The sequence below is a fragment of the Candidatus Acidulodesulfobacterium sp. H_13 genome (assembly GCF_048541835.1).
In the GTDB taxonomy this organism is placed as follows: domain Bacteria; phylum SZUA-79; class SZUA-79; order Acidulodesulfobacterales; family Acidulodesulfobacteraceae; genus QIJE01.
Window position 1 is genome coordinate 10839 of the sequence record NZ_JBLEOY010000004.1, and the last position, 24181, is coordinate 35019.

Consider the following 24181-nt stretch of genomic DNA (forward strand, 5'->3'; position numbering starts at 1 on the left):
CAGAGGAGGATTGATGAAGAAAATAGAATTTGAATGTGAGATTATTACGCCAATGTTTCTTGCCGGTGCAGACGGCAAAACGCCGGAACTCAGACCTCCTTCTATCAAGGGCGCAATGCGGTTCTGGTGGCGGGCAATGGGTGGACATCTACCATCAGAAGCTAATATTTTTGGCGGAAGTGGAGAAAAAATAGAGCAAAGTAAAGTGATCATCATTATAAGCAAACAGTCAATTGAAAAAAGCGTTGCAGACAGCCTTTGGAGTGAAATACCTCATATTGAAAAAACTTCAAAAGCTGGAAAAAAATATAAATATAACGGGTTATCTTATTTACTATATTCTGTCCTCATGTTAAATGAGAGACCATATATTAAGGATAAACAAACATTTAATGTGGAATTAAGAAGCAAAAACTCTGATGCCTTAAAAAATGCAATAGCTTCATTTTGGTCATTGGTGCATCTTGGCGGAATTGGAACACGGTCAAGGCGAGGTGGCGGAAATATTATAGTTACGAATATTGTAGATAAGAACAATATTATAGGCGAAACAAATATTGATTTCTTGTTAAAGGGAATAAACGGCAATGAAATAGCAGAATGGCTCATCAAAAATTATCGGATAGCAAGCTTAGCCGTAAACAAAGGCAAAGATACAGATTTTATTTCGGAATATTCTAACCTATCAATTTCAAGGTTTATTATTTCAGATCATAGTTTCAAGGATTGGAAAGAGGCTTTAAATGACATGGGATCTAAATTTGCCCTATATCGCACCAGTAACAAAGAAGATATTTTTGGTACCGCTGCATTTGGATTACCAAGAAAACATATAAAAACAAACAAACCCAAAGAGGTTAATCGGCGCAGTTCTCCTTTGATCTTTAAAATTCTAAAAGTGGGGGATAAATATTACTGGATGGCTTTGCGGCTTGCGGGAGAATTTTTGCCTGAAAGAGTTGTTTTGAAAAATAATTATAAATCACAAAGACCAGACTATTCAAAAATCAACGAATTCTGGAACGGCATTAAAAGAGAAAATATTGAAAAAGTATTATCTATCCCAGACACTGTGAAAGATCTAAAAGCTCGTATTGTAAAAGAACTATCGCCATCAAAAGTAGTTCTTTTCGGTTCAAGGGCAAGAGGAGATTTTCATAAAGATTCTGATACTGACATCGCAGTTGAAACAGACAAAAATATTGGTTTGAGTAACATAGCCGGATCAATTGATTTGGTAGATTTAAAAAACATAGATGATGACTTTAAAAAAGCAATTGAAAAAGAAGGAATAGAAATATGAATGAAAGATTAAAAAGAGATTTTGATAATTTTTATAAAGCATTCGGTAATTTACAGGTTGCGGTCGATAAAGCAAAAACTGACCTTGAAATCGATGGAACAATTAAACGATTTGAGCTTTGCTATGAATTATCATGGAAGCTTATTAAAGAGGTCCTGTCCAACATTGGTATTATCTGCAAAAATCCAAGAGATTGTTTTAAGCAAGCTTTTATCAACGGTTTGATTAAAGATGAGAAGAACTGGTTAATGATGATTGACGATAGAAATAGACTTGTTCATACCTATGATTTTGGAAATTCAAGGGAGATTTTTGAAAATATCAAGAAATATTATGTAAGTCTTTATGAATGGCTTGTAGAAAGAGTTGAAGAGACAAAATGAATACGATTAAATTTGAATGTGAGATTATTACGCCAATGTTTCTTGCCGGTGCAGACGGCAAAACGCCGGAACTCAGACCTCCTTCTATCAAGGGCGCAATGCGGTTCTGGTGGCGGGCAATGGGTGGACATCTACCACCTGAAGAACTAAAGAAGAAAGAATCTGAGATATTTGGAGGTAGTGGAGAAAGGGAAGGCAGAAGCAAATTTAGTATCAGAATAAAGTCGCAAGAACTATATTCATCTAAGGATAAACTACCGGACCATCCCATAATTGTTCGTAGCTCCAATAAAGTTTTTAGAATCAACATATTGGAATATCTTTGTTACGGAACTTACGAATACCAAAGAAAGAATGGAAATGTGTTTACCAGAGATTACATTAAATCTGGAGAAAAAGTTTCAGTATTTGTCTCTTGTTATAGTGAAATTGTAAACGAGGTCAAAAGTTCATTTGAATTATTGTCAACATTTGGAGGATTAGGGTCAAGGTCAAGGAATGGATTTGGCTCATTTAAGATTCAATCAATAGGTAGTGAATCAGATAATTTTTATTCTAATTTAGAAAAAAGCTCTTATACATCCAATTTACCTAAATACTCTGCCTTTTCACAAGGAATCAGATTGTGGAAAACTAAACAATTCGACAAATGGGATGATGCATTAGCCGAATTAGGGGTTGTATATAAAAATGCGAGAAATAAGTTGGAGGCAAAATATGTTTATGACAAAAAACAATATATAGCATCACCTATTATTGTGGGAAAGATACAAAAATCCATTATGGAAAGACGGGCTAAGCCATATTTTATGTCAGTGCATAACGAGAACAATAAATATATAGGGTATATGTTACATATTCCATCCGAATATGCTTATGGAAAAGAAAAAATAGATAATACAAAAGAAACTAAGAATTTTATAAAGGTTTGCAAAGAATTCAATGATATTTTATCTAAAAATCTTAAGGAGGCAATCCTATGAGCAAATATTTATTCTTGTTCACAATAGGCCCTGTCCAATCTTTTATTTCTCAAGCGCGCAAGACTCAGGACATTTATACAGGAAGTTTCTTGCTATCTCATTTAATTGACTCTGTCATGAAAGAACTTGAGGATAAGGTAAACAACTGTGAATTGATTTTCCCACACAAAGATATAAAATTCAAGCCAAACCGTTTCATCGCTGAGATAGAATCTGATGATATAGAGAAGGTGGGCAAGGGATTAAAAAGTTTCGCGGTGAATATGTTTAAAGAGATATCTATTAGTATTTTAGATAACGTAACCTTAGATTCATCCAAGCCCGATGGTTTTAATTCACAAATAAAAGATTTTTTCCAGGTGAATTGGGTTGCCCTTCCTTTAAAAGAGGATGATTATGAAGTTACTTACAAAAAAATTGAAAGCTATCTCGGCTCCATTAAAAATATTAGAGTATTTGAACAGTTGAATAGAGGCAGAGGCGAAATAGGTCGCAAATGCTCTTTATGCGGTGAGAGGAATGTTTTATTTTATAAGAGAACAGCAAAAAATAAAGAACCTGCCTATATTCAGAAAGGTGTAATTGAGATTAAAGGAAATGAATTAAACCCTGGAGAAGGACTCTGTGCAGTCTGTTTTACCAAAAGGTTTTGTAAAACCGCAAGTTTTCCATCTACGGCAGAGATTGCATTGATGGATAAAATTCCAAAAGACGATTTGAATAAATTTAAAAATAAAAATTTAGACCCCCAGTTATTTTTTGAAGAGAATCTTACAAAGGATTATTTTGAAAAATTTGGGGTTAAAACGCCTTTGGAAGAAGTGAAAAAATTGAGAAAAGAGATTTTAGATAAGAATAATATAAAATCAAAGAACTTATCAAAATATTATGCTCTTGTTATGCTGGACGGCGATATAATGGGGAAATGGCTTTCCGGAGAATTTTTAGAAGAGAATGAGAAAGCAAATTTAAAAGATTTTCATAAAAAGGCATCAGAGAAGCTTGGGAATTACGCCACAGAAATAAAAGATATAATCGGTGACCCAAAAGGAAAAGTAATTTATGCCGGTGGAGACGACGTATTTACATTTGTTAGCGTGAACCATTTATTTGATGTTCTGATAGAGTTGCGAAAGGAATTCCCTAAATTTGAAGAAATGGGAACTAAGATTAAAAATAATAAAGGGTCTACCGCGTCTGCTGGAGTTGTAATTGCACATTATAAAACGCCTCTTTCTGAGGTGCTGAAATGGGCGCGAAAGATGGAACATGAAGCGAAAGAAAGCGGTGGGAGGGATTCTTTTGCTATTGCAGTACTTAAGCGATCAGGTGAAATCAGTAAATCCATACTCAAATGGGAATTCAATAATTCATCCAGCATAGAAATATTAGAGGATCTCATTGAATTCTTAAGACAGGAGGATTTTTCCAATACTTTTATCAAAAATCTTTGTTTTGAATTTAGGCAGTTAATAAGTAAAGAAGGTAAATGCAGAGAGCTTGCGATTTTCAAGACGGAGTTAAAACGATTGGTCGGACGGTCGTGTATGATGAAAAGAAAACAGAATGAAACAAAAGATGAATTAGAAAATCGTAAGAAAGAAGCAATTAATAATCTGTCTGAAAACCTTAATACTCTTTATATTAATAATAAATCGTTTGATAATTTTCTTTCGGCTTTATCGATAGCTGAATTTATAGAACGAGGAGGGGTTATATGATAATAAAAATAGAGCCATTGGACACACTCTTTTTTAGAGATGGAAAGCCGTTTAACATGGACGATGACACTTGGGCAGATGCCGTGTTCCCTCCCTTTCCATCAGTGATTTACGGTGCCTTACGAAGTGCCTATTTTTCCAACCACATTGATGAACTTGAAAAGGCAAATCACAATGATGATCCGACGAAAGGGTTAAAAATAAAAGCTATCTATTATGAAATTGGGAACGATATTTATTTGCATCTTCCTGCCGATTGCGTGAAGGAAAAAGATAATATAAATAATCCCACTCAAGTAGCGGTGCTATCAATGACCAAGAATAAAAATACCAATAGCAGCCTAACTGATTGTATATTATCTTACAAAAATGACATAAAAGTGGAAAATGTGTCGAATGGGCTTGTTAGGAAATCTATGTTTAAAAAATATTTGATACAAAATGCTATTGAGAAATTCTACATAAAAAAAATAAGCGATTATGTTCTACCGGAACCCAAGATAGGTATTGGTATCGATAAGAAAACGGGGACGAGTGAGGAAGGTAAACTCTACCGTGCGGATATGAGAAGGTTATCTAATGAGGAGAACGACAAAGTATCTATTATTGTTGATTTTGAAGGTTTGAATTTGCCTGAAGAAGGCTTGATGAAGCTTGGTGGTGAAGGTAAGGCCGCATCATACAAGAAATATAACGAAGAAGTTTTGATCGATTTTCCTGTTGCCGTAGGGACTATGTTTAAGTTGTATCTTTCAACACCCGCAATTTTTGAAAAAGGCTGGATTCCGGAATGGATTGACGAAGATACATTGATTGGAAACTATAAAGAGATTGAGGTAAAACTATTAACTACTGCAATAGGTAAACCCATTCATATTGGCGGTTTTGATATGAAAAATAGAAAGCCTAAACCCATGTATAAAGCGGTGCCTGCAGGGAGCGTATATTACTTTGAATTACAGAAGGGAACGATGGAAGATGTTAAAAAAACATTTTATCAAACGGCAATATCAGATATCTATCCTGAACAGGGATTTGGCATAACTTATGTTGGAAAAATATCAAAAGGAGGTGAAGTATTATGAAAAAAGTTATAACCACGGTTGGAACATCTATTTTTACTAATTATCAAAAGGGGCACAAAGATATTAATGACAAAATTGAATGCTTAAAATCTGAACCATATAGCAAATGGGACGACTGGAAAGATGATATAAAACATATAGAAGATACGATTCATCAATGGCTTATCAGTAACAACAACTCTTCTGCCGAGATTAAAAGCATTTTAAAATTAACAGAGGAATACGGCGATGTAAGTATTCATTTAATCGCTACACATACAATCCTTTCGGTTTTGGCCGCCACTATTCTTAGAGATTATTTTAAAAGAAACAATATAGAATATGAGTTTTCTGAGGGAAAAGATATTATCAAGGGGCTACAGGTTAGCGATGCACGCACCTTTGAAAAAGAGGGGGTTATACATCTTATTGATAGATTGCATACAATTATCAGTTCTTGTGAAAATTTAATTTTCAATATAACAGGGGGATACAAAGCTTTAATCCCATATATGACAATTATGGGCCAGATTTATAACATCCCTATTTATTACATCTTTGAAGACACAGACAAACTGATAAAAATACCGCAGGCACCGGTAGATTTTGATTTTTCGGTGATTGATGAAAATTATATCGCATTTCAATCTTTGGGTAAAACTAAATCATCCAGTCTTGAAGAGTTCACAAGAGAGTTCACACAGGAGGTATTTGATAGATTAAAAAATAAAAACTTAGTTGAAGAAATTGATGAGAAGGTAAAATTAACACCATTAGGAAATATGCTGGTGAAAAGGTATGAAGATTTATTTAATAGTGGCAAATACAATAAACAGAATTTAATAAGTAATCTTATAGAATTGAAATTGTGCAAGTATTTTGTTAAAAAATATCGGGATAAGAAGGCAAGTGTTGAACACGGCAAAAAATTAGGGGAGAAAGGCTACGATATAGATATTTATATAGAAAATAAAAACACAACAGCCATTGAAGTAAAATCAGGGGGCAACGTCCCTATCTATAAGGATAAAGCTGGAAAAGAGTCAATTGAGCACAAACTCACAGAAGGAGGTTTTAAACACTTAATTGATAACCATAATGGAAAAAATTTGAAACTTGAAGTGTTTTTATATAGCTCAAAACCCATTCACTATAGTGTTGTTGAACAGATGAGGGGTTTATGCAAAAAATATTCAAAAAAAACAGAAAATTTAAGATGGTTCTGGTTAAAAATACCTGATAATTATTCCACTAATACCCATTGGGATATAAAAAAGGAAGATATCGCGGAAATTTCAATCAAGGAGGCGCAAAATGTATAAAATAGCAATGCCATTTTTTATGATAGTAGAGACCCCGCTTCATGCGGGAAGCGGAACGGAATTGGGTATCGTTGATATGCCTATTCAAAGAGAGAGGCATACTGGATTCCCAAAAATTGAAGGTTCGGGATTAAAGGGAAGCATAAGAGAGGTGTTTGAAGAATCCACAGGCGAAATTTCAGTAGGTAGTGCTAAAGTTAATAATGAGAATAGAAAGGAATCAATTTCGCTTGCTTTTGGTCCTGAAAATGGAGACGCTCATGCTGGGGCGTTGGGTTTTACAGATGCCCGTTTATTGCTATTTCCTGTAAAATCAATGAAGGGTGTGTTTGCTTGGATTACCTGCCCAATGGTGCTGAAAAAGTTTAAGGAAGATTTAAAATTATGTAATATTTGCTTTAAACAAGATATAAATGATATATTTGATATAATAGCTTTACTAAGTAATTCGTTAAAAATTGCGGACGGCAAGGGCAAATGTCTCGTTTCAGATAGGGAAGAAGTTGAAATAAATGGCAATATTATATTAGAAGAATATGCGTTTGAGATTTTAAACAATGATATAAAAAAACTGGCAGAGTTCCTGTCCAATCATGCAGATATTAACGAAATAAAAAATAAGCTCGTCGTTCTTTCCGATGACGATTTTCGAGATTTTGTAAACCTTTCTACAGAAGTCATAACGAGAACGAAAATCAATAATGAAACTGGAACTGTTCAACCAGGGGCATTATTTACAGAGGAATATTTGCCTACCGAAACAGTTATGTATTCACTTGCTTTAACTACGCCAATATTTAATAAAGAGAAAGGAATATTTAAAGAAACTGATAATCAAAAAGAGGAAGTGAAAGTAATGAAATTTTTTGAATGTAATATTCCTGAAGTGATGCAGATCGGCGGGAATGCAACCATCGGCAAAGGTATTGTTAGAATGGTAGCTTGGGAGAATAAAAATGAATAATTCAACCACTACAATAAAAGGGCAGGAACAGGCGAAGTTCGCTTATGATTGTGCAAAAAAAGGAAGTGAAATTAACAAAAAGAAAGAATATAAATCTTATGTTAATAAAATTCCCATGTTGATAAAGACGAATGGACTTGGTTCAACTTTTGCATTTATCAAATCAAAAAGTAGTGATGATGAGAACAAAGCGGGATATGCTTATTGTCTGATATATAACCAGATAAAAGAATGGCTGAGAAAAGATGAAAGAAAATGTATTAAATTAAACGATAACGATGATTTAGTAAATGAAATCATCTCACTTAACTCACCAGAGTATCGCGCAGTTACCATTGAAGTTCTCGCATTTTTTAACTGGCTTCGGCGATTTGCGGAAGGCTTGATAGGGGGAGAGACTGAAATATGAGCGCGAGGGGAAAAGTCAAATTTTACGATTTTACGAAAGAACTCGGGTCTATAGAATGGAAAGGAGAAAAGGATGTTTATTTTGGTAGAGGTAGTTTTAAAGAAAAACCACCATCTATAGGCGATTGGGTCGAGTTTAAATTAGAAAATAAACAAGAAAAGAATAAAGCAATAAAGGTTCAATTGTTTACTAATATGTTGCCAGATGATACATGGAAATTAGTTAAACAAGAAAACATTAATAATTTTAATCTAAAGCTAAACAAAGCAGCACGGTTTGAAAATGGTAAATTTAAATTTTTTAAAACAGATAATAGAGGAAAGGTAATATATCAGATTAAACCAAACTTTTCAGAGGATATGATTAAGGCTATTTCTAAACGATACTACGATTCTATACAAAATTTAAATTTAAAATTATCGGAAAGTTTGACCCTAAAACCCGACTGGCGTCTTATAGTTGGTCTCGGAAATGAATCCATTTATGAGACATCAATGACACTGCATCATATCTACGGATTTCCTTACATTCCCGGAAGCGCCATTAAAGGAGTAACCAGAAATTATTATATAAATGACATATATGATAGAATCAGATTGAATAATGTGGAACAGATTAATATTATTGAAAAAATACTTGAAAATTTCAAACTTGAGAAAGATAATAATTTAGAATATAAGATTTTTAAAAGTAAATTTGCTATATTAAAATATGGACAAAAGGTAGAACCTAAAGAGACTTTATTCAATTACTTTAGCAAAAATACTGCTGAAATTATTAATTTTCAAAATATTTTTGGCACTCTAGGAAAAATAGGCAAGATAATCTTTTTTGATGCTTTCCCGCTTGAGCCTCCACATATAGAACCGGATATTATGAATTCGCATTATAATCCTTATTATTCTGATACTTCAGAAAAAGTTCCGCCTGCTGATTATCATAATCCTAACCCCATCTTCTTTTTGACTGTAAAGACAACGCCATTTAAGTTTATAATCGGGATAAAAGAGAAAGACAATATTGTTATTAAGGGTGAAGAGTTTGAAGGCAAGACTTCCATAGAAGTGGCGCATGAATATATGCGAAAAGCACTGTCCGAGCATGGTATTGGCGCAAAGACGGCTGTTGGGTATGGCTATTTCGAGGCAGTATCCAAAGACTATGAAATAGAGCATATGACTGAAAAGCAGAAAAAGGAAGCTAAAGAAAATAAAAGAACGGGAAAGGGGAAATCTTATTACCATGTTTAGTAATATTAACGATATCTATCTAACCAAATATGGATATTTTCCGGTTGAGAAAATAATTTTATATTACAGAGATCACTTATCGGATGAAGAATATAAAAAACTCTTTTTGATGCATTGTTTGATTACGAAAAAATTACTCTTTTAAAAGAACAGTGTCCAGGGTAGGCACAAAAGGATTATTACAATTTATGATTTCAATCCGAAAATTTTGCCTCTTCCAACGGATGCAAAATAAATGTCAAAAATTCTGAACGCCTCTATTAGAACAGGAGTTTATGGTGAAAATGAATATAAAAAGCAATATATGAGATTAATGGCAAACGCTATACTGAAACATTTATCGCCAAAGCCCTTTATAACCACATTGAGTTTAACAAAATATTTACGATTGGCACTTCAAAATCTATGTGGGATGCCGTTTATGAGGTATTTGGCGGTAAGAATGAAAATATTCAGCTTATGTTATATGATAAATAGGAAGAAAGCAGTGTGTAAGAAAGCAATTTGAAAGACATTAAAGAAACTCAAAAACGGCAATGAGAGGATTGGGTACATTTTTTAGCTACAGGTGGGGGTTATTTGCGCCATTATGCAAAAAAAACAAATACACGACATGATGAAATCATTTCCTGAAATAATCAAAAATTTACCAGAGGCAGATATTCCGATTGAAGGAGTAAAAGCATATATTTCACAAGCGGACTCACACCAAATTCTGTTCATGGAATTATAGAATGATATAGCACACAAAACAAGGGCGGATAAAGGGTGCATACAGTTTGAAATCCACGAGAACATGGATAAACCCGGGGAATTTATCCTATGGGAGCATTTCGTTGGTAAACAAGCATTGGATGATCATTTAAATAAGTCATATTCAAAGAATTATTTCGAGACAACAAGTGTGATAAATATATCCTCTTATTTTTCTCATCGGATGTTGCAGGGACGGCATTCAACTGCTTATTCCCTTACCAAGGGGACAATTGAGATGGGAAAAAAGAACACCCGTGTAAATGCTATTGCTCCGGGAACAATAGACACGCCATTAGTTGAGTCAAACATCAATAAACTGGATGACGGAAAACAAAAATTCCATGAAATGATAAAGACCATCTATCCACTGGGCCGCATTGGTAAACCTGAAGATTTGGGCTCATCATTGTCTGCTTGCAGAGTTAAGGCATCGCCACGCAAAATATTTCTTTCTAGAATAAATTTTATGCTTAGCCTACACGCTTCTTTGCAGTTAGCTTTATAGAAAGAAGTATATTGTTCATCGAAAGTAATAAAAAGTCTTTTTCTTGCTTCTTCAACATTGTCTTGTAATAAATCCACCCCATAGATACTTGAAACAGCTATTACAGCATAACGCTCATACTCCGACTGACTCTTTTTATATCTGTTTTTAACAACTTCAAGTTTTCTTCTTAATATTTCAACTAAGAAGTTACCTGTTCCGCAAGCGGGTTCCAAGAAACGAGAATCTATCCTCTCTGTTTCCTGCTTTACCAAATCGAGCATAGCATTAACTTCTCTTTCAGATGTAAACACTTCACCGTGGTCAGCAACTCTTTTTTTAGATTTTACTTGTCTATTATTTTCTTTATTTCTGCCATGTTTCTTAAGCAATCCTTTTAGTTTTTAATCTTGGCCAAGCGTTGGCTTTTCATTTCAATGTTTTATTGTAGCAAGTTTATCATTTTTCCGTTCGTTTTTTCTAATTGGATCAACGGTAAGTATATGAGGCGTTGGGCGTTTTGAAACACCTAACTTTCAATTTACGATGCCGTTTATTTATATTCACAATATTCAATATAACCACCACTCGCCCAATGACTTATATACATTGTTAGGCAAAGTTATTCATTCTTAAATCTTTTAAAGTAATCATCAATTTCATCTCTTAATTCAATTCCTACTCTCTCAAAGCAACCAAGCAAATCATCATATGTTCCTTTACCACCAAGAAAATCCCAAAATTCTTCTGCAACTTTTAGTTCTTGTTCCAAATCGAGCATCCCCGCCATTGTCCATCTACTGTATGGTTTGGGTTCATACGGATTATAAGGAATAGCAATTAATGTATTTATTTTTGCATTTGGATTTTCTGATAAAACAGTGGCAACCCATTCCAAAAGAGTTCTTTTAAACTCCTTAAATCCGCCCTTGTTCGGTTTGGCTGTTTTTATATCAAATAAATATATCTCATCATTGTTGCTTTCGAGATAAACATCTACTCTTGCAGGTTTTACAGTTCGCATTTCTCCCTTTTGGCATACTTTACGAATTATTTCTATCTCTTTTTGTTTATCCGGTTTCTTATTTGCAGCAGTTAGTTCGTCCACTATTCTCTGAATTTCATACTGTGCCTTTTCGCTTATTTGTGTTCCCGATTTCATTTGAAGTTTAGCAACTTTAAATCTACTTGAAGCCAAGGAAACTGCAACCGGTTCAAAGATAGTAGTTCCAAAATTTGTATTTAAGGAATGAATAAAAGAATATAGTGCAAGTCTGTCTTTTCCTAATAATCTTGCGTGAAATGGCATTACAGCCGGCTCAGGATTATAAGTTTTAAATTTATTTCTCAAACTATTTCTTATAGTATCTTCTACTGATTGTATTTGTTGTTTTGATAATGCCATTATAAATTCCCTTTGTTATTGTTAAAAGTATCTATTAAAATCTCTGTATTACTTTTTTGATAAAGAGATTTTGGATTGTCTATATCAATTTCCGATTTATTGAGGAGGAAAATAACTTTATCAAAGACTTCTTTGAATGATTCAAAAGAATCAAATGAATTAATTATTTTCTCACATACGGTTATAATGCTCTTATTATTCAATTCAACAACTTTCTCATTACTAATGATTATACGATATAGCATCATTATATGATAACGTGCCTTATTGTAAATTCTATCAACCTCAGAGCTTCTTATGTATCTTTCAAATCGATAAAGAAAATAACTGCTTGTGTAATATGGTATAAATTCGTGATTTTCTTCAAAAATTTCCTTTTGTATTGTTTTAAATAATTTACCGTAATATCCAGATGCTAAATGTGGTGAATTTAAAAACATCGAAGAAATAGCTTTTATTTGATTCTTTATAGAAACAACTTTTGATTTTAAAATTGTTTGGTTGGTGCTACATTGTCCAGTTCTTCTGTAATACTTGTTTGACTATTGGTTGCAACAGTTATTAAACTTTTTACATCTTCATCTTCTGTAAAAATTAACTTCACAGGAATTTGGAGTTCATTTATCCCATTTGAATCTTTATTATTAAACAATGTATGGCTTGTTTGGCAACCGTTTACAATTTGATAGTTGCTGATTGAAAATCGATTCCCTTTATTTGCATTTTTGTTTTCAGATACAATAATAACTCCATTATTTAAAAGAGAAAATATAGCAAAATCATTATTTTTTAATGTTGAATCAATTTTTTTATTGATTGGATTGTCTCCTAAATAATCTCTCACATTATCATAAAATACATTTTTTATATCTCCATTATCGTTAAGTATTAAATTCTTAAACTCTGAAAATTTTAATAATCCAATATATGCTTCCTCAACATTGGGAATTTCTGGTAGATTTACAGGAGATGAAACAAAACTAAATTCAGCAGAACTTTTTTCTAATGTTTTTCTATACAACTTTTGAATTGATTTTGCATCATAAGGAGTAAAAACAATCTTTTTGAAATCACCAGTATCATAAATCTCTTCTTTGTTTCTGTCAATAATTGCATTCAAACTTGCATCATCTTGCCATTTTCCAAGAGAAACATAAAACATAAAAACATCTGGGCTACCATTAATCATTAACTGGAAGTTTTTAAAAAGTTCTTCCTTTATTTCAAATTTGTGTTTCACCTCTGATGTCATTGGTAGTTTTGGTGTTTCTGAAAAGAAATCCTTAATTGTGAAAAACATATTACCTATTTCTAAACCTTCAAACTTTGGTGAAGTTTTACATTGAGTAAACATAAATTTAACTTCTAATATTTTGGTTTCCTCAATAATATCTCGAACTTCATTTATGTTTGTTATAAACTGATTATTTACAAGAATAGCAATACCATCAATTCCTTGGTTTTTGCCAGTTGATATTTCATCAATTTGAAAATCATTGTTAAACAGATTTTTCAATATTGAATAATTTGCAAACCTTTCGAAATCAAAAGAATTATCTTTTGATTTTAGTTCATATTTGTTTAAAAAATCAGAAACTAAATTTTTAGTTACTCTATCCATTATTTTTCCTTTAGATGAAATATTATTTCAGCATAAGCTGATTTGTTTTTTTCTGTTCTGTTTAAAACAGGGCGCATATATTGATTGACGATTTTCATGCCAGATTTTTCTGCAATAGTCGGATACATATTGTATTTGTCATTTGCAACAAGGAAAATATCGTAATCATCTTGTAGATATTGCTTTGAATTATTTAAAACTTTAACGATTCCTTCAATATATGATTTTCTTGCTTCTCTTCCTTGTCCATTGCAAAGTGGACCTATTTCTAATTCATCGTTTCGCTTGAAACCAAATAAATCATAAGCATAAGCGTGCTGTTCGTGATAGTCTATTAACCCCACATATGGCGGACTTGAAAATATCCCTTTTATTCTTTGTTTTTTAACCAATTTTGCAAATTCGGGATTTTTATTTTCAAGAGTCGAAAGAATATCAATATTTCTTGCATCACCTTGTAAGCAGATTTGATAAGTGTTTGTTCTTAATTTTTCAAATTCTTGTAACCTTTCAACTGTGTCTTCGCTGTATCTAACCCACCAAGAAAATATTGAAAACAAAGGTTTACATATTTTTCCGTGTTTTCCGCAATAATAAGTAGTTATAACAGGTTCTTTAAGTGTTGCCAAATCAGCGTGGGTTGTTGCTCGGCAAGAACGAATAGTTCTACTTAAAATTATTGTAACTATTTTTTTAGTTGTTGGGTTTTTAATTTTTTTCAGTTGCTCAAATATAAAATCTATTTCATTTTTAATAGGTTCGAGATACCATTTTTCAAGAAAATTGTTTTCGTTTTTTTGCTTTAATTTTAAATCATATTTTTTTATAAGTTTTTCAAAAGTTTGCAAAAATTCACTCTCTTTTTTGGTCGTGTATTCCTTTTCTGTTATCTCTTTTTTGCGAACTTTAATTTTAAATTCCGGTGATGGAAAATATTTCTTATTAAAAACATTTAATTTATCAAGCAATTCACTTTCAAATTGTGCATTTTTATTTTGAGAAATAAATTCTTTTAAAACATTTGTTATTCGCTTTAACTCACTGTTTAAATCTTGAAAATCAACTTTCCCAACTTTTACATTTGCAATTAATGAATTAAATGCCGAAATGTCTACCCCAATTGCGTGCATACCCAATTCATTAGCTTGAACCATTGTTGTGCCACTTCCGGAAAACGAGTCTAAAATAATATCGCCTTTTTGAAAATAAACTTCTTTTTTAAAATTATCGGTGTGATTATCAAGAAAATATTCAACCAATTGTGGTATAAATTTTCCTTTGTAAGGGTGTAATCTATTAATATGTTTTGTAGTGTCTTTTTCTTTTAAATTATCAAATGACAAAGCCCAATTTAAATCATTACCAAGCTTTTCCCGCCAATTTGTTTCTCTTTGTCCGTTGTAACTTTTATAATAGCTGATTAATTCATATTTGTTAACAGCAGTTGTCCCATTATTACCATATTTCTTAACTTTCCCGTATTGAATTAAATATGAGATGTTAGAAGTAGTAACATTCTTTTTCAAGTGTTCACTTGCCCATTTACTTGCTTCTTTTATTGATAATAATTCTGTCATTTTTATCTTCCTATTTTATACAACAAAAATACAATCATTTTTTCTTGTTGCCTAAATTATTTGCTGACATCTGCCATTCGTCCTAATTTTGCCTAACGCCTATGTATGCGTATTGTTCTTGTCATGCCAATTTAAGCATATAAGAACAATCGTTTATATATTTCTTTTATCATCATCTTGTATTACCTTCTATTTAAAAGAGTCATCCACCTAATTTCTGATTTTACTAATTATCTTTTTGGATACACGAGCGTAAATCTCTGTCGTTTTTAAACTGTTATGTTCCCCTAATAACTTTTAAATATACCTTAAATCGGTCATTTGCGCAAGTATATGCGTTGCAAAACTATGGCGCAACTTACTTCATCAATAAGATCGTTATTACAGATGTCACTCTCTCTGCAGGTATAAGTTGGGGCATGCCTTTCCTACTTTATCTATAAAACGTTTATGTCCTTGTCGCGGGTTGTGCGTATTTAGGGCATTTCCATCGTGATAATTATTGATGAAGTTTTTTTAACTTTCTTCCGGATATTCGTAACAACTTAGGATGTTTTTTGTATTGTTAAAGTTTTCGCAATACCATCAAGCGATCTATGCAAATAAATTTTTATACATGATGATATTTTAGATATAAATAATTTGTTATTATCGCTTTTGAAGTGCTGTGGTGTGAAAACCGATTGACGGCTCTTTCTTTTTTTTGTGAATCTCAGATATTTCAAAAGTTTTTTTGAGGAATTTTATATATATCTTTTTCAGTTCAATGACGAATAGATCTTCTCAAGTCAAGAAAATAGTTCCAAGCAAAACGAGAACATCCAAACTGCTTATTTAGTTCGTGAGCCTGTTCCGTATTAGAGTAAAGACGATATTTATGGCCTTTAAACTTCATCTCCTTTTCTGATTTTATATATATTCCAATAGTATTTTTAGAAATATATCCCATGGCCTCAATATAGAATGATGGATTCCATAAACGCTCTTTCGGTAATTTTTGTTTTAATTCCGAAAAATCTCATAAATAGATGTCTTGCGCCAATTCCTGAACTTGCACCTGAAACAAGACATGTCCGGCCACTTAATTTTAAATCCATACATCCCCCCGGGTTTTATCTCACAACGCTATGCTTTGTTGCAATCATGGATGATCTTGGCGCGTAGGGCGGATAATAATGTCGCTTATGTGCACATGTGGCGGCTGGGTAGCAATATAATGGATAGCGTTTGCCACGTCATCTCCGATTAAAAGCTGTCCAAATTTATCGTTGAAATTCTGCACCATTTCTGCACCCGCTTGAAAACCACTCAATACGATCCCCGACTCAACCAATAAAACGCGAACCCCTTTAGAGCAGACTTAGCGCCGCAGGTCTTCAGCCAGCGCATGTACGGCAAATTTTGAGGCGCTGTATACCGCGCTGAACGGCGATATACGCCGCCCGCAACAGATCCTGCAATAACAATGTCTGCCGCCGATTTAGGATAGGTATCTTGCTGCGCGTCCACCTTTTTTGCGCAGCTTTTTGCAGTTTGCCTTTGTTGCAGTGCGCCTCATACAAATTTCGGACTATGTTAAGTGTTTTCCGTGCCGATAATCCCAATATCATGTTTGCTTCCTACTGCAATGCGGCAAGAGAGAATAGCTTCGGAGCACTAATTGCCTTCATTGCATTTCTTCTTTCTTTGTCTTACTTAAATTCTTCGTCCGAAGCATTCTTATTATCTGGAGCGAAGCAAGCGAAGATCCGGTCGTTTTATTTTTGACTGGAATCTTGTGGTACCTCAAGAGATTCTTAAACAAAGTTGGATTGGACAATATCCATACAGAACGATTATGGGGGAGTCTGAAGTATGAAGACATCTATTTGAAATCATATGAAACTATGGGAGAACTAAAGAAAGGGATTAAGAGATATTTCATGTTTTACCATAAGGAACGGTTTCATCAATACATTGAATGCCTTACTCCTTTAGACAATGCGGATTAGAAGAGTACACCTTAAACTTTTTTAAAATATGTCTGTCAATAGGGCTCAGCATATTCTATAATACCTGAGATAAAATTTAAATAAACCGACAAGAAATGACCAAAAAAAATAAGGGTAACATTTTACAGACAATTTACGACATCTTGTTCAGTAAATTCGGACCGATGAACTGGTGGCCTGCAAAATCAGACTTTGAGGTCATGATAGGCGCCATACTAACGCAAAATACCGCATGGACAAATGTCGAGAAAGCTATAAACAGCTTAAAGATACGCAATCTTTTATCCTTTGAAGCCATTTATAAAATTGATTCCGATTTATTAAAGGAGTATATTAAGCCTTCCGGATATTACAATCAGAAGACGTTAAAAATTAAGGCGTTCATAAATTTTGCAAAAAAAGAATATAATTTTTCCATAGATTTGATGAAAAGAGAGAACACATACGTAATGAGAGAAAAGCTTTTAACTATTTTCGGTATAGGCGAAGAGACGGCGGACAGTATTCTTTTATACGCATTAAAAAAACCGGTATTCGTAATAGATGCATATACAAGAAGAATACTCGAAAGACATAATATAATCGAAAACGCCTCAAAGGAAAAATATAAGAATATACAGGGATTCTTTATGGCTAATATCTCCCCTGATGAAACAAATGTCTCCTTATGCAACGAATATCATGCCCTAATAGTAAAAACGGGAAAGATGTTTTGCAAAAAAACTCCTCAATGTGATGATTGCCCCTTAAAAAAATTGTAAGTATAAAATACGTTATGCACCCAATATCCACATTTGACATAATAGCGGGAATCGTAATAGTTTTGATAGCTTTCTTCGTTAGGGCTACTATAGGTTTCGGTTCCGGATTGATTTCTGTGTCGCTATTGACAATATTTATCCCGATAAGTATAACCGTTCCGGCAGTTTTCGTACTTGATTTTTTGGGTAGTATTTTACTAGGGGCTTATGATTTCAAGGAAGTTGAATGGAACGACCTCTCATACCTGCTTCCAGCAACCGTTTTCGGGCTTTTATTCGGAGCATATATATTAAAATACGCAGACCCGCAAAAGCTAACCATCTTTCTGGGAATTTTTATTCTGGCATATGTAATATATGCCATGAGCATTAAACAGGATAAACTTCCCTACGTAAAAAATACCATAGGTGTACCCTTGGGGTTTTTAGGTGGATTCATAGGCAGTTTGTACGGTGGCGGCGGTCCGCCTATAGTGGCTTACCTGCAAATGAAACATCATGGAAAACGCACATTTAGAGCAACATTTCAAATAGTTGCGATCACAGACAGCGTTTTTAGGCTATTTATTTATACCTTTCTAGGACTCTTAACCCTCAAGGCATTAAAGCTGTCCGCTGTTCTAATACCACCCGTATTGATAGGTCTTTTTTTAGGCAATAAGTTTCATTTCGTCATAAACCAAAAAACATTTTATTATATGGTAATGATAATTTTATCATTAGCGGCGACAGCCTTAATATTGCATTCTATCTTCTGAACCGTATTATCAGACTTTTTTGAAGGTCAGAAGGTACTGTAAAATGTTATCCCGTTTTGATAATCTCGTATTATAACTTAAATTGACCGAGATTGGCTTGCCATGCTATAATTGAGTTTGCTTAGTTTTGCAAAAAATCAATTAAATTTCAGAGTGAGGATGATTTATGGCAAAAGCAAAGGCTTTGATAATTATTCTATCCGGTGCTGACGATCCGATAAAAGTCAAATTAGGCCTTACCATTGCGTGGAGAACAAAAAACAGCGGGGCTTTTGAAGATGTGCAGTTAGTATTCTTCGGTCCGGGAGAAGATCTTATCGCGAAGACCGACGACGAGGGTATTCTCGAGGCTTACAAACAGGTACTTGCAAACGGCATTGCCCCTCAGGCATGTATCTTTGTGGCCGAGGAATACGGTGTCAGCCAAATATTAACGGATAAAAAGATAGAGCTTGTTCATGCCGGTCAAGCGATAGCATCATTCATGGCAGACGGATATCAACCACTGACGTTTTGACGTTTTTTACGACAATACTTGGACATTGATTCTTTTAAATGGGGCAACCTGCTAACATATTACGCTTATTACTATATCTTTAAGACCTTTGCCCCTTTGATTCTTTTTTCTTTTATATCCATTACAGCCTTATCGGCATCCATAAGGTCATATAGTTGATATGCTGGTTTTATATCGTAAATATCAGCGATGTTTAAAACCTCTTTTATATCGTTAAAAGTAACGTTTGCAACTGATTTTATCTCTTTTTCCATCCATAAATCTCTTGAATAATCTATGTTTACGAGTTCATCCTTATCAATGTCCTCTTTCCTGATATTATTTATAACAAGTCTGCCGTTCGGCTTTAAATTTCTCATTGCTTTCACGACCGGCACCCAGACCGGCGTAGTGTCTATAATCGCATTTAATTTTTCCGCCGGAGTTTCTTCAATGTTGCCGCACCAGTATGCCCCAAGCTCTTTGGCGAGCGCTCTTTCCTTTTCCGACCTTGCAAAGACAAACGGTTTTAAGTTAGGATAAACGGCTTTTGCTATTTTTAGGACCAAATGGTTAGATGCCCCGAATCCGAGAAGCCCTAAATTCATTTTGTCCTCAACGCCGGTTAACTTCAATGCCCTGTATCCCACGGCACCTGCGCAAAGCAGCGGCGAGGCTTCTTCGTCGGTAAACCTTTCAGGAATTGGAACGGCGTAATCTTCGCTTATTTTCGTATATTCGGCATAACCGCCATCTATATCCTTGCCGGTTGCCACAAAATTCGGACATAAATTTTCAAATCCGCTCTTACAATAAACACATTTACCGCATGCCGAATTAATCCAGCCGATCCCCACCCTATCTCCATTTTTAAGTTTTTTTACTTCGCTCCCTATTTCGATTACCATACCGACTATCTGATGTCCGGGGATAACCGGCAACTTAATCGGTTTGATTCTGCCCTCTATTTCATCCAACTCGGTATGACATACCGCGCATGTATTTACTTTTATTAAAACTTCGGTTTTATTAATCTTTGGAACATCGGTTTCTTTATAAGATAAAGGGTTCTTATCTACTCTTAAATCTGATATTTTCGTTAACACCATGCATTTCATAAATAACCTCACTTATTCCAAACTTTCCTATTATATTTTCCTTCGCTCAGGCAGAAACTCAGATTGTTTTTCAAAAGCGCCTAAAAGACGAACAAGTATACAACGTTGTTATATGTCTTCTCCATATATTACGAACAACATCCTCGTCCTTCAGAAAAAATACCGGAAAATTCGATTTCGCCGGATAGACGTTTTACATAGTATTCCGGATCTCTCTGAAAAACAGTCATACAATGCGGACACTTACAAAAATTAAGCCTCTCGCCCCGATAGTTGATTTTCACAGTTTGACCTATCGGTTTTTCCGCTAAACAACTTGGACACACGACTATATCAGCAGTCTCCTTGAGCAGTGCCTCGGGATTTTTTTCGAACATAACAGCACATCCGTCGCAGCAGAACAAATATTCTTTTTCTCGGTATTTCCGCGTTACCGCACTCTCCTTAGTAATGCCCAATCTTACGAGGGAACAGCCGCATGTAAAACAAATTGGCGTCTTCATTTTAATACCTCCTTATAATCCTTAATATATTCTATTCCTGCATTAAAATTTGAACAATACCTTATTCAACAACATTCGACGAATGACGAACTGTGTCGCAATCGCACGAAGGCGTTCCGCCGGATATCATGCCGTTTATTATACCAGATGCACATCCTACGCCATAATTTACGGTAATAGCTCCATATTCACAATTCAGAATGCAGGCAGCGCATTCCATGCATGAATCTTTGTCGCACACCGCAACCCTTTTATTTTCTATGAAAAATACCCCGTGAGGACAGACATCAATGCAGGTCATGCAATTTATACAATTGTCAGGAAAAAAACTGAGACTCGATACATTTTTTAGATATTTCATAAAACCCCTAATATGCCAATTTTATATATTAACATTAGTACTATTGATATTAATGCCGAAACAAAATAAACAGGCAATGCAATTTTTAACTCTTTTTTGACTCCCGATATATTTGTAAATGTTGTTGAACCGGTAAATTGCAGCGCCAAATAAGAACTCGCCATCGGGAAAAAAATAATCTCCGCCATAAAAATTAAAATATTTTTTTGCTCTTGTATATTGAAAGAAAATATCGTCGTTAAGGTTAACAAAATCCCGATCATCCAACCCTTGAGGGCAAAAGAACGAAAAGGAATAAACGGCAGAAGAATCGGGGTTATAAATGCACCCCCGATAATACTCCCTAATCCCAGTAACAAAAACGGCTTACCCAACAACCATGCATTTTCAAATAAAATACCCGAAGGTCGAAGACCGAAAAATAATAGAATTATTACCGTAAAAACAAGAAATTTTTTAATTAATGGGATTATCTCTATAGGGGTAAGAATAAGCCTATCCGTCATTGAAAAATTAATTCTTCTCATTTCATGGGTTTTTTTTCTGCCGGCACTTAAGTATCCTTTAATATCTTTTGCATAAACCGGACCAAAACACACTTTAAAGCCCGTATGCTTGAAAACGGCGCCGGCACTAATACCTGCCGCACCAAGCTGAGGTACAATTATCCTTCGGTGATTCACGATATCGGCAAGCCCAACCTCATTCATACGCATAGACAATTCCTTGGCGCCGAATGTTCCTTTTGCGGCAGCGCACCATACATTTATTCCTTTAGTATCTATAACTAATATCCATACGCTCAAACCTTCCAACGCCTTCCTAAGAATATCAAAACTTAGTTTATAGTTAGCGCTCACAAAAACATCCGATTCGTCGTCAGGCACGCCTAATAAATAAAGAGCCGGCTCAACCCCATATTTCATTCTGAATGAATTGCTTACTCTACATTTAAACGAACCTAAATAATCGGACAATGACCAATCGGATGATGTTTTTACAAGAACAGGTTGTTTAGATTTATTGCAACAATCCGTCACATTCAAACTTTCATTGTAAATGTCTTTATATGAATATACGCTCATACGTCTATTATATAGCCGATTAATTTGCCGTGTCAAGATTTTTAAATATATGAAAAAATATGTTATGCTATATAGTTATACGTATAAAAACAAACATTTAAGGTAAACCAAAAAGATGGAAACCTATACTTTTTCGGTCAAAACAAATAAAAGGACAGAGTTAATCGACGTTACTAAAACAATCGGAAACTTTGTTTTAAACTCTTCTAAGACTGCAGGAATATGCATAATTTATTCCCCTCACACGACCACCGGTATTATTATTAATGAGGCATATGATGCAGACGCAGCTTTCGATATAAATAATTTTTTGGACAGTTTAGTACCGAAAAAACTTAATTATCGTCACTGCGAGGGAAATTCAGCTGCCCACATAAAATCGTCTATAATCGGCAACTCAAGAATTATACCCTATTCTAATAATAAATTAAATCTTGGAAGATGGGAGGGTATTTTTCTTTGTGAATTCGATGGGCCGCGGCAAAGAAATATAAATTTAACATTTATTTAGTGTTATTTACTACAGTCTGCAAAGTATAAGGGTTTTATATTGCCAAGCAAAGCGGGCAATGTTTTTATCTATACGCTTAGCTTTTTTTTAATCTCATCCTTAAGATTGATTATATTGTCGGGTTTAATAATAACACACTTTAATAGTTTGGCGCGCTTTTCGAGGTATTCTTTTATTTCTCCTTTTTCATCTATAATATTTTCAGACGTACTGACAAGGAAACTCTTGGCAGTGAGCCGTCCCAAGTCTACCTGTAATGCAGAAATTTTATAAAGTATATCCGTTTTATTATCATACTCTTGATTCAGAGATTTGCATTCCAGCATATATAGCGCATTATTGCACGTAAACAAAACATCAAATTCATTTTCGGTCTCGGCGCCTAAAGTATTCCGCACACTGACATTAATGTTAACATCGTCAAAGATCTTCTCATCTTTTAATTCTAAAAGCTCATTAAAACAAAATTGCTCAAGCCACCCTCCCTTCAAAAACCCACACGCACCTTTCTCAAGGTTTCCCTTTATGGTAATTTGATCGTTTTCGTATTTAGCGTCAAGATGATTTAAGTAATCAAATTCAAATATACGGTTAAAGCATTCATTAAAATCATTTGCGGGTTTATTGGTTTCAAGATAAAAACTAACATCTATAGCGTAAGGATGATGTTTTTTAAATTGCTTTTTCATTTCTCTTTTTCTATCATTATCCTTATCATTTATTTTTCCATAGAGTTTTGTTAAAAATTCCTTCAATGTATCGTAATGCTTCATTATAAGTTCGGCCAATTCCTTATTTTTACGAGCATCATCACCTCTAGACAATATTTGTATTCCGGAAGACTCAAAGAATTCAGCAATGTTTAATCTTTCTTCTATTATAGCACTACCGCTGCCTGCACTATTACCTTCCAGGAAGAGAACCTTATTTTCTCCTATTGGAAGGTAAATAATTTTAGTATTTTTATCGGAAAATTCTTTGCCTGCCTTAATTTTACTTCTAATCCCAGTATAAAGCCCTAATGACATCAACTTAGTACCGCCGGTTATATTGACTATAATCTCATCAAATCTATCATTCCAATATTTCTTAATCCAATCATCCAATTTGTCATTTATATCAATTACCGAGTTTTTATCTACGGTAACAGACCAATAATTGTTCTTCTCTTCCGAAAATGCAAAACTATCCGATATTTTTTTTAGGCCGTTCAATATAATTTGTGTTTTATGTTCTTTCTCCATGCCCTTGGTAGTAAAGAACAAGATAGCATCTGGCTTAAAATGCCATGCGCATAAAACATTAGGGATCGTCTCGTTACTTATCAGCAATATTAAAAGTTTCATATATAACTT

26 protein-coding genes and 1 pseudogene are annotated in these 24181 nt (G+C 34.0%); 15 read left to right on the forward strand and 12 right to left on the reverse strand.

Features of this window, described 5'->3' with window-relative positions; translation table 11 throughout:
• Window positions 1-13: 13 nt before the first annotated feature.
• From cmr1 (ACMCNP_RS08330) to ACMCNP_RS08380, 11 genes are all read left to right on the forward strand, one after another.
• The gene (cmr1, locus tag ACMCNP_RS08330) at window positions 14-1303 is read left to right on the forward strand and encodes a type III-B CRISPR module RAMP protein Cmr1 (protein WP_419316283.1); all 1290 of its coding nucleotides are present in this window, start codon (window positions 14-16) and stop codon (window positions 1301-1303) included.
• A complete protein-coding gene (locus ACMCNP_RS08335) occupies window positions 1300-1686 on the forward strand; it encodes an HI0074 family nucleotidyltransferase substrate-binding subunit (RefSeq protein WP_419316284.1) in 387 nt (128 codons plus the stop codon). The genes cmr1 (ACMCNP_RS08330) and ACMCNP_RS08335 overlap by 4 nt, the downstream gene beginning before the upstream one ends.
• Complete coding sequence (gene cmr1 / locus ACMCNP_RS08340) at window positions 1683-2669, forward strand: type III-B CRISPR module RAMP protein Cmr1 (protein WP_419316285.1); 987 nt, start codon at window positions 1683-1685, stop codon at window positions 2667-2669. The genes ACMCNP_RS08335 and cmr1 (ACMCNP_RS08340) overlap by 4 nt, the downstream gene beginning before the upstream one ends.
• Window positions 2666-4390 carry a type III-B CRISPR-associated protein Cas10/Cmr2 gene (cas10, locus tag ACMCNP_RS08345; protein WP_419316286.1) on the forward strand — a complete coding sequence of 575 codons (1725 nt, stop codon included), beginning with the start codon at window positions 2666-2668 and terminating at the stop codon, window positions 4388-4390. Before cmr1 (ACMCNP_RS08340) ends, cas10 begins: the two co-directional genes overlap by 4 nt.
• Window positions 4387-5475 carry a type III-B CRISPR module-associated protein Cmr3 gene (gene cmr3, locus ACMCNP_RS08350; protein ID WP_419316287.1) on the forward strand — a complete coding sequence of 363 codons (1089 nt, stop codon included), beginning with the start codon at window positions 4387-4389 and terminating at the stop codon, window positions 5473-5475. Before cas10 ends, cmr3 begins: the two co-directional genes overlap by 4 nt.
• The gene (locus ACMCNP_RS08355; protein ID WP_419316288.1) at window positions 5472-6776 is read left to right on the forward strand and encodes a hypothetical protein; all 1305 of its coding nucleotides are present in this window, start codon (window positions 5472-5474) and stop codon (window positions 6774-6776) included. The genes cmr3 and ACMCNP_RS08355 overlap by 4 nt, the downstream gene beginning before the upstream one ends.
• Window positions 6769-7740, forward strand: a complete 972-nt coding sequence (gene cmr4 / locus ACMCNP_RS08360) for a type III-B CRISPR module RAMP protein Cmr4 (protein WP_419316289.1) — start codon at window positions 6769-6771, stop codon at window positions 7738-7740. The genes ACMCNP_RS08355 and cmr4 overlap by 8 nt, the downstream gene beginning before the upstream one ends.
• Complete coding sequence (cmr5, locus tag ACMCNP_RS08365; protein ID WP_419316290.1) at window positions 7733-8149, forward strand: type III-B CRISPR module-associated protein Cmr5; 417 nt, start codon at window positions 7733-7735, stop codon at window positions 8147-8149. Before cmr4 ends, cmr5 begins: the two co-directional genes overlap by 8 nt.
• Window positions 8146-9399, forward strand: a complete 1254-nt coding sequence (gene cmr6 / locus ACMCNP_RS08370) for a type III-B CRISPR module RAMP protein Cmr6 (RefSeq protein WP_419316291.1) — start codon at window positions 8146-8148, stop codon at window positions 9397-9399. Before cmr5 ends, cmr6 begins: the two co-directional genes overlap by 4 nt.
• Window positions 9400-9988: 589 nt before the next feature.
• Window positions 9989-10132 carry a hypothetical protein gene (locus ACMCNP_RS08375; RefSeq protein ID WP_419316292.1) on the forward strand — a complete coding sequence of 48 codons (144 nt, stop codon included), beginning with the start codon at window positions 9989-9991 and terminating at the stop codon, window positions 10130-10132.
• A gap of 6 nt (window positions 10133-10138) precedes the next feature.
• On the forward strand, window positions 10139-10660 hold the full coding sequence (locus ACMCNP_RS08380) for an SDR family oxidoreductase (protein ID WP_419316322.1): 522 nt from the start codon (window positions 10139-10141) through the stop codon (window positions 10658-10660).
• Here ACMCNP_RS08380 and ACMCNP_RS08385 read toward each other — a convergent pair.
• The 7 genes and pseudogenes from ACMCNP_RS08385 to ACMCNP_RS08415 all read right to left on the reverse strand — a co-directional run.
• A pseudogene (locus ACMCNP_RS08385) lies at window positions 10549-11031 on the reverse strand (DNA methyltransferase); the annotation flags it as partial. The gene ACMCNP_RS08380 and the pseudogene ACMCNP_RS08385 sit on opposite strands and share 112 nt — an antisense overlap.
• A 230-nt stretch (window positions 11032-11261) precedes the next feature.
• Window positions 11262-12044, reverse strand: coding sequence for a TdeIII family type II restriction endonuclease (locus ACMCNP_RS08390; RefSeq protein WP_419316293.1), 783 nt, complete (start codon window positions 12042-12044; stop codon window positions 11262-11264).
• Window positions 12044-12484 carry a hypothetical protein gene (locus ACMCNP_RS08395; RefSeq protein ID WP_419316294.1) on the reverse strand — a complete coding sequence of 147 codons (441 nt, stop codon included), beginning with the start codon at window positions 12482-12484 and terminating at the stop codon, window positions 12044-12046. The genes ACMCNP_RS08390 and ACMCNP_RS08395 overlap by 1 nt, the downstream gene beginning before the upstream one ends.
• 47 nt (window positions 12485-12531) lie before the next feature.
• The gene (locus ACMCNP_RS08400) at window positions 12532-13665 is read right to left on the reverse strand and encodes an AIPR family protein (RefSeq protein ID WP_419316295.1); all 1134 of its coding nucleotides are present in this window, start codon (window positions 13663-13665) and stop codon (window positions 12532-12534) included.
• A complete protein-coding gene (locus ACMCNP_RS08405) occupies window positions 13665-15242 on the reverse strand; it encodes a DNA methyltransferase (RefSeq protein ID WP_419316296.1) in 1578 nt (525 codons plus the stop codon). The genes ACMCNP_RS08400 and ACMCNP_RS08405 overlap by 1 nt, the downstream gene beginning before the upstream one ends.
• A gap of 763 nt (window positions 15243-16005) precedes the next feature.
• Window positions 16006-16191 (reverse strand): helix-turn-helix domain-containing protein, encoded by a 186-nt coding sequence (locus ACMCNP_RS08410; RefSeq protein ID WP_419316297.1) that lies wholly within the window; start codon window positions 16189-16191, stop codon window positions 16006-16008.
• A 4-nt stretch (window positions 16192-16195) separates the two neighbouring features.
• Window positions 16196-16339, reverse strand: coding sequence for a hypothetical protein (locus tag ACMCNP_RS08415; RefSeq protein ID WP_419316298.1), 144 nt, complete (start codon window positions 16337-16339; stop codon window positions 16196-16198).
• 989 nt (window positions 16340-17328) lie between these two features.
• Here ACMCNP_RS08415 and ACMCNP_RS08425 point away from each other — a divergent pair.
• The 3 genes from ACMCNP_RS08425 to ACMCNP_RS08435 all read left to right on the forward strand — a co-directional run bounded on the left by ACMCNP_RS08425 (window position 17329) and on the right by ACMCNP_RS08435 (window position 19269).
• Window positions 17329-17994 carry an endonuclease III domain-containing protein gene (locus ACMCNP_RS08425; protein WP_419316299.1) on the forward strand — a complete coding sequence of 222 codons (666 nt, stop codon included), beginning with the start codon at window positions 17329-17331 and terminating at the stop codon, window positions 17992-17994.
• A 14-nt stretch (window positions 17995-18008) separates the two neighbouring features.
• Window positions 18009-18752 (forward strand): sulfite exporter TauE/SafE family protein, encoded by a 744-nt coding sequence (locus ACMCNP_RS08430; protein ID WP_419316300.1) that lies wholly within the window; start codon window positions 18009-18011, stop codon window positions 18750-18752.
• Between the two features lie 166 nt (window positions 18753-18918).
• The gene (locus ACMCNP_RS08435) at window positions 18919-19269 is read left to right on the forward strand and encodes a hypothetical protein (protein WP_419316301.1); all 351 of its coding nucleotides are present in this window, start codon (window positions 18919-18921) and stop codon (window positions 19267-19269) included.
• A gap of 71 nt (window positions 19270-19340) precedes the next feature.
• Here ACMCNP_RS08435 and ACMCNP_RS08440 read toward each other — a convergent pair whose 3' ends face one another.
• The 4 genes from ACMCNP_RS08440 to hgcA all read right to left on the reverse strand — a co-directional run bounded on the left by ACMCNP_RS08440 (window position 19341) and on the right by hgcA (window position 22315).
• Window positions 19341-20357 (reverse strand): zinc-dependent alcohol dehydrogenase family protein, encoded by a 1017-nt coding sequence (locus tag ACMCNP_RS08440; RefSeq protein WP_419316302.1) that lies wholly within the window; start codon window positions 20355-20357, stop codon window positions 19341-19343.
• Window positions 20358-20494: 137 nt separating this feature from the next.
• On the reverse strand, window positions 20495-20869 hold the full coding sequence (locus ACMCNP_RS08445; protein ID WP_419316303.1) for a hypothetical protein: 375 nt from the start codon (window positions 20867-20869) through the stop codon (window positions 20495-20497).
• 61 nt (window positions 20870-20930) lie between these two features.
• On the reverse strand, window positions 20931-21230 hold the full coding sequence (hgcB, locus tag ACMCNP_RS08450; RefSeq protein ID WP_419316304.1) for a mercury methylation ferredoxin HgcB: 300 nt from the start codon (window positions 21228-21230) through the stop codon (window positions 20931-20933).
• The gene (gene hgcA, locus ACMCNP_RS08455; RefSeq protein WP_419316305.1) at window positions 21227-22315 is read right to left on the reverse strand and encodes a mercury methylation corrinoid protein HgcA; all 1089 of its coding nucleotides are present in this window, start codon (window positions 22313-22315) and stop codon (window positions 21227-21229) included. Before hgcA ends, hgcB begins: the two co-directional genes overlap by 4 nt.
• Window positions 22316-22430: 115 nt before the next feature.
• Here hgcA and ACMCNP_RS08460 point away from each other — a divergent pair, with 115 nt between their 5' ends.
• On the forward strand, window positions 22431-22826 hold the full coding sequence (locus tag ACMCNP_RS08460) for a secondary thiamine-phosphate synthase enzyme YjbQ (RefSeq protein ID WP_419316306.1): 396 nt from the start codon (window positions 22431-22433) through the stop codon (window positions 22824-22826).
• Window positions 22827-22894: 68 nt separating this feature from the next.
• Here ACMCNP_RS08460 and ACMCNP_RS08465 read toward each other — a convergent pair whose 3' ends face one another.
• Window positions 22895-24172, reverse strand: a complete 1278-nt coding sequence (locus ACMCNP_RS08465; protein ID WP_419316307.1) for a Card1-like endonuclease domain-containing protein — start codon at window positions 24170-24172, stop codon at window positions 22895-22897.
• Window positions 24173-24181 lie beyond the last annotated feature (9 nt).